This is a genomic window from Micromonospora sp. LOL_023 (assembly GCF_048060115.1).
GTDB lineage: Bacteria > Actinomycetota > Actinomycetes > Mycobacteriales > Micromonosporaceae > Micromonospora_E.
On sequence record NZ_JBHMIM010000118.1, the window covers coordinates 1 to 5808 of the forward strand.

Genomic DNA, 5808 nt, shown 5'->3' on the forward strand with positions numbered 1-5808 from the left:
CCGACACCGGGCCACCCCCGCACACCCAAAACCCGCCGTGGTACAGGTGATTTACCGGTCAGATCGTCGCGGGAGCATCATCTCTGTCAGGGGGCGATGCCGGTGGAGCCACGGGAGACCAGCTCGGGGCGGAACACGTACTCCGAGTTGGGCGCGGCGTGCCCGTTGATCTCGTCCACCAGGGCGCGGACCGCCGCCACCGCCATCGCGATCACCGGCTGGCGCAGCGTGGTCAGCGGCGGATCGGTGAACGCCATCAGCGGCGAGTCGTCGTAGCCGACCACCGACACGTCACCGGGCACGGACAGGCCGCGCTGGCGGGCGGCCCGGATCGCGCCGAGCGCCATCAGGTCCGATCCGCAGGTGATCCCGGTGACACCCTTGTCCAGCAACCGGTTCGCCGCCGCCTTGCCACCCTCCACACCAAACAGTGACAGGGCGGTCAGCTCGTCGATCTCGGCGTCGCTGGCGCCGACCAGCCGCCGCATCGCCGCCCGGAACCCGGCCAGTTTGCGCTGCACCGGCAGGAACCGGTCCGGGCCGGTGATCAGCCCGATCCGCCGGTGGCCGAGGGAGACGAGATGCGCCACGGCCAGCTCACCGGCCTCCCGGTCGTCGCAGGAGACGAAGGGTGCCTCGATGCCGTCGGCGTACCCGTTGATCAGCACGATCGGCAGTGGCCGGACGATCAGCTTGCGGTAGCGGTCGTGGTCGGCGGTGGTGTCGGCGTGCAGGCCGGAGACGAAGACGATGCCGGCGACCTGGCGGTCCAGCAGCATCTCCACGTACTCGTCCTCGGTGACGCCGCCGGGGGTCTGGGTGCAGAGCACCGGTGTGTAGCCGGACTGGGCGAGCGCGGACTCGATGGTCTGCGCGAACGCCGGGAAGATCGGGTTGTCCAGCTCCGGCACCACCAGGCCGACCAGGCCGGCGCTGCGTTTGCGCAGCCGGGCCGGGCGTTCGTAGCCGAGGACGTCGAGCGCGGTCAGCACCGCCTGGCGGGTCTCGGTGGCCACCCCGGGGCGGTCGTTGAGCACCCGGGACACCGTGGCCTCGCTGACCTCGGCCTGGCGGGCGATGTCGGACAGTCGTGCGCGCATGGCGTTCACGGTAGCGCACCGGCAAGTTCTTGCGGTTGCGCCTGCAAGCCCTTCCATTGCTTGCAACGTCTTGCTAACGTCCCGGCAACACAAGACAGGCTGCGTGCTGAAACACGGCACCGAACTGCAATAACTTCCAGGACAGGAGTCCCGATGCGCGTCCGTACCACGACGGTGGCCGCCGGGCTGGCCGCCGCGCTCGCGCTGGCCGCCGCCGGCTGCGGCAGCAGCGACGGCGAACCCGCCACCACCGACAGCCCCGACGCCGCCGCCACCGGCGGCACCCTGGTGATCTGGGCCGACGACAAGCGCAGCGCCGCCCTCGCCCCGTTCGCCGAGAAGTTCGGCGCCGACAACGGCGTCACCGTCGAAGTCCAGGCGATCAGCAAGGACCAGCAGACCACCTTCGTCACCGCGTCACAGCAGGGCAGCGGCCCGGACGTGATGGTCGGCGCGCACGACTGGATCGGCAACCTGGTGCGCAACGGGGCCATCGAGCCGGTCCAGCTCACCGCCGACCAGACCGCCGGCTTCGCCGAGGTCGCCATCCAAGCCGTCACCTTCAACGGCCAGGTCTACGGCGTCCCGTACGCCATGGAGAACGTCGCCCTGATCCGCAACACCGCGCTCGCCCCCGACGCCCCGGCCACCATCGAGGAACTCGTCGCCACCGGCCAGCAGCTCAAAGCCGACGGCAAGGTCTCGGAGATCCTCTGCCTGCAGGTCGGGCAGAACGGCGACGCCTACCACCTGTACCCGCTCTACACCTCGGCCGGCGGCAGCCTCTTCGGCACCACCGCCGAAGGCGACTACGACCCGGCGCAGCTCGGCGTCGGCACACCCGAGTCGATCGCCGCGTTCGAGAAGATCGCCACGCTGGGCGAGAAGGGCGCAGGCGCGCTGAAGCGGTCCATCACCCCGGAGAACTCGATCGCCACCTTCACCAGCGGCAAGTGCGCCTTCCTGGTCTCCGGGCCGTGGGCGATCACCGACGCCAAGGGCGCGAACATCGCGTACGACATCAGCCCGGTCCCCGGCTTCGCCGGTGGCGCGCCCGCGCAGCCGTTCGTCGGCGTGCAGACGTTCTACGTCGCCGCCAAGGGCAAGAACAAGGCGCTGGCGCAGGAGTTCGTCGCCAACTACACCACCCAGACCGAGCTGGCCGTCGCGCTGTACGACGCCGAGCCGCGCCCGCCGGCGCTGACCGCCGCCCTGGAGCAGGTTTCCGGCAGCGACCCCGACCTGGCCAAGTTCCAGCAGGCCGGGCAGGGCGGCGCGGTGCTGCCGGCGATCCCCGAGATGGCCGCCATCTGGGACCCGTTCGGCAAGGCCGAGGCCGCGATCGTCGGCGGTGCCGACGTGGCCAGCACGATGACCGCCGCCGGTCAGACGATCGCCGAGCAGATCAAGTAATGCGCGACACCGGAGCCGGCGGTCTGCTGGCCAAGGCGCTGCTGCTCGGCCTGGTCGCGGCGATCGCGATCTGGGCGGCGTTCCCGCTGATCGCCGCCGAAGCCTGGGTCGGGCTCGGCATCCTGGTCGCCACGACCGCCGGCATCGGCTACCTCTACCTGGGTCGGCGACACGTGCCGGCGAAGTACCTGATCCCCGGCACCCTGTTCCTGATCGCCTTCCAGATCTTCCCGGTGCTCTACACCGCCTCCACCGCCTTCACCAACTTCGGCGACGGACACCGGGGCAGCAAGACTGAGGCCATCGCGGCCATCCAGGCCACGTCGGTGGTCCAGGTGCCAGGATCCATCGAGTACGCGATGACCGTCGCCACGGTCGGCGACCCGGCCACCGGTGACCTGGTGCTGCTGGTCGTCGACCCGGCCGACGGGGTCGTCTACGCCGGTGACGGTTCCGGATTGCGGGAGCTGCCGGCCGGCGACGTCACCGTCACCGACGCAGGCAAAGTGACGTCGGCCGACGGGTACACGCTGCTCAACGCCGGCCAGGCCAGCGCCCGCAGCCAGGAGATCACCGACCTGGCGGTGCCGACCGACAACGGGGCGATCCGCTCCATCGGGCTGTCGCGGGCGTACGAAGGGGTCGCGGTCCGGGCGTACGACGAAGGTTGCGACTGTGTCACCGACACCGTGACGGGCACGGTGTGGACGGCCGACGACGACGCCGGCTCGTTCGTCTCCGCCGACGGCGACCGGCTGCTGCAGGGCTGGCGGGTCGGCGTCGGGCTGGACAACTTCACCCGGGTGCTGACCGACCGCAGCATCTCCGGGCCGTTCCTCGGCACCCTGGTCTGGAACTTCGCCTTCGCGATCGGCTCCACCGGCGGCACCTTCGCCCTTGGACTGCTCTGCGCCATCGCCCTGCACTCCGACCGAGTGCGGGGCCGCAACCTTTACCGGGTGCTGCTGATCCTGCCGTACGCGATGCCGTCGTTCGCGATGCTGCTGGTCTGGCGGGACATGTTCAACACCGACTTCGGGCTGATCAACCAGTTCTTCGGGTTGACGGTGGACTGGTTCGGGCAGGACTGGTCGGCCCGGCTGGCGGTGATCGGCGTACAGCTGTGGCTCGGGTATCCGTACATGTTCCTGGTCGCCACGGGCGCGTTGCAGGCCATCCCGAAGGAGTTGACCGAGGCCAGCTCGATCGACGGCGCGAACCCGTGGCAGGCGTTCCGCCGGGTGACGCTACCGCTGCTGCTGGTGGCGTTGACGCCGCTGCTGATCGCCTCGTTCGCGTTCAACTTCAACAACTTCAACGCGATCTACCTGACGACCGCGGGTGCGCCGTTCCCGGCGGACAACCCGAGCGTCGGCGCGACGGACCTGCTGATCACCTACACGTACCGGTTGGCGTTCGGCGCGGCCGGCGCCCAGTACGGCTTCGCCGCCGCCGTCTCGATCTTCATCTTCACGCTCGTCGCGGTGATCTCCGCGGTCAGCTTCCGGCGCACCCGGCAACAGGAAGAGGTGTACGGATGAAGCAGCGCTCGCTGACCCGCTGGGCGGGTCGGGTCGGCTGGCGGCACCTGGTGGCGCTGCTGGCCGTGGCGTTCTCGCTGTTCCCGATCGTGTTCGTGTTGTCGGCGGCGGTGAACCCGCTGGGCACCCTGTCGTCGACCGACCTGTTCCCGACCGGGGCGTCGGGCAACAACTTCCGCCGGCTGTTCGCCGACACGTCGTTCGGCCGCTGGTTCGGCAACTCGCTGCTGATCGCCGGGCTGGCGTCGTTCGCGTCGGTGTTCCTGTCGTCGCTGGCGGCGTACGCCTTCTCCCGGATGCGGTTCCGGGGCCGGCGGGTCGGGCTGCTGTCGCTGCTGCTGATCCAGATGTTCCCGCAGTTCCTGGCGATCGTGGCGATCTTCCTGATCTTCTCGACGATCACCGACCTGTGGCCGACCATCGGATTCAACACCCCGTGGGGGCTGATGCTGCTCTACCTCGGTGGCGCGCTCGGGGTGAACACCTGGCTGATGAAAGGCTTCTTCGACACCCTGCCGAGGGAGTTGGACGAGTCGGCCACCATGGACGGGGCGTCGCACGCCCAGGTGTTCTTCCGGATCATGCTGCCGCTGGTGGCGCCGATCCTGGCGGTCACCGGGCTGCTGGCGTTCATCAACACCATCAACGAGTTCCTGATCGCCAACGTCTTCCTCACCAACCCGGAGGCGAAGACGCTGGCGGTCGGCATGTACGGCCTGGTGGCGGGGGAGCGGAACAACAACTTCGGGATCTTCGCCGCCGGCACCCTGTTGACGGCGATCCCGACGGTGCTGGTGTTCCAGCTGCTCAGCCGCTACATCGTCTCCGGTCTCACCTCCGGGTCTGTGAAGGGTTAGCACTGTGGGTCAGCTGTTCGAGGCGCATCACGACGGGTCAGCGTTGTATGCGCCGGGTGCGTGGCTGGTCGACAATCTGTGGGCGGCTACTGCTGCCGCCGTACGTGCTGGACGGTTGGCGGATCGACGTGGCCAACTTGACTTTCTCCCCGCCCTGAAGGACGGGGCTCCCTTGGTCGCCCTCGGGTTTTCCTGTTTCACCGACGACCGCCCCGTACGAGAGGAGGACTCTCGTTGAGGTCTTACAGCGCCTCCACAGGCAATCACGGAGAGCCCCTCCGCGAGGATGTTACGTGCCGCGTTCACGTCGCGGTCGTGGGTCCGCCCGCATCGGCAGGTCCACGACCGGACCGTCAACGGCATGTGTTCAGCCAGTGCACCGCAGACCGAGCACAGCTTCGACGACGGGAACCAGCGGTCCACGACTACCAGGTCCCGGCCGTACCAGTCCGCCTTGTACCCCAGCATGGTGCGGAACTGCCGCCAGCCCGCGTCCGAGATGGCGCGGGCCAGACTGTGGTTGGCGACCATGTTGCGTACGGTCAGGTCCTCGATCACGATCGTTTGGTTTTCACGAACGAGTCGAGTGGTCAGTTTGTGCAGGTGATCACGGCGGCGGTCGGCGATCCGGGCATGGACGCGGGCAACCTTCACCCGTGATCTGGCCCGGTTCGCCGAACCCTTGACCTTGCGCGCCAGGTTCCGCTGGGCACGGGCCAGGGCGGCCCGGTCACGGCGTTCGTGTCGGGGGTTGGCGATCTTTTCCCCGCTGGACAGGGTGAACAGGCTGTCGAGCCCGGCGTCGATCCCCACCATGCCTGAGGAGTGAGGTGCCCCGAGGATTCCGGACAGGGAGCCAATAAGGTTACCCTGTTAGGAAAGTCGAGGGAAGAAGCG

Annotated in this window: 5 protein-coding genes; 3 read left to right on the top strand and 2 right to left on the bottom strand. The window is 68.8% G+C overall.

Annotation, left to right across the window (positions count from 1 at the left end):
• Nucleotides 1–86: 86 nt before the first annotated feature.
• Nucleotides 87–1100 carry a LacI family DNA-binding transcriptional regulator gene (locus tag ACFHVL_RS30550; protein WP_416632057.1) on the bottom strand — a complete coding sequence of 338 codons (1014 nt, stop codon included), beginning with the start codon at nt 1098–1100 and terminating at the stop codon, nt 87–89.
• Nucleotides 1101–1253: 153 nt separating this feature from the next.
• Here ACFHVL_RS30550 and ACFHVL_RS30555 point away from each other — a divergent pair, with 153 nt between their 5' ends.
• From ACFHVL_RS30555 to ACFHVL_RS30565, 3 genes are read left to right on the top strand one after another with little or no spacing between them, the layout of a single operon-like run.
• Nucleotides 1254–2513, top strand: coding sequence for a sugar ABC transporter substrate-binding protein (locus ACFHVL_RS30555; RefSeq protein ID WP_416632059.1), 1260 nt, complete (start codon nt 1254–1256; stop codon nt 2511–2513).
• Nucleotides 2513–4054 carry an ABC transporter permease subunit gene (locus ACFHVL_RS30560; protein ID WP_416632061.1) on the top strand — a complete coding sequence of 514 codons (1542 nt, stop codon included), beginning with the start codon at nt 2513–2515 and terminating at the stop codon, nt 4052–4054. Before ACFHVL_RS30555 ends, ACFHVL_RS30560 begins: the two co-directional genes overlap by 1 nt.
• Complete coding sequence (locus ACFHVL_RS30565) at nt 4051–4911, top strand: sugar ABC transporter permease (RefSeq protein ID WP_416632063.1); 861 nt, start codon at nt 4051–4053, stop codon at nt 4909–4911. Before ACFHVL_RS30560 ends, ACFHVL_RS30565 begins: the two co-directional genes overlap by 4 nt.
• Before the next feature lie 27 nt (nt 4912–4938).
• On the opposite strand, the gene ACFHVL_RS30570 is transcribed toward ACFHVL_RS30565, so the two are convergent.
• Nucleotides 4939–5727 carry an RNA-guided endonuclease InsQ/TnpB family protein gene (locus tag ACFHVL_RS30570; protein WP_416632064.1) on the bottom strand — a complete coding sequence of 263 codons (789 nt, stop codon included), beginning with the start codon at nt 5725–5727 and terminating at the stop codon, nt 4939–4941.
• Between the last annotated feature and the right edge of the window lie 81 nt (nt 5728–5808).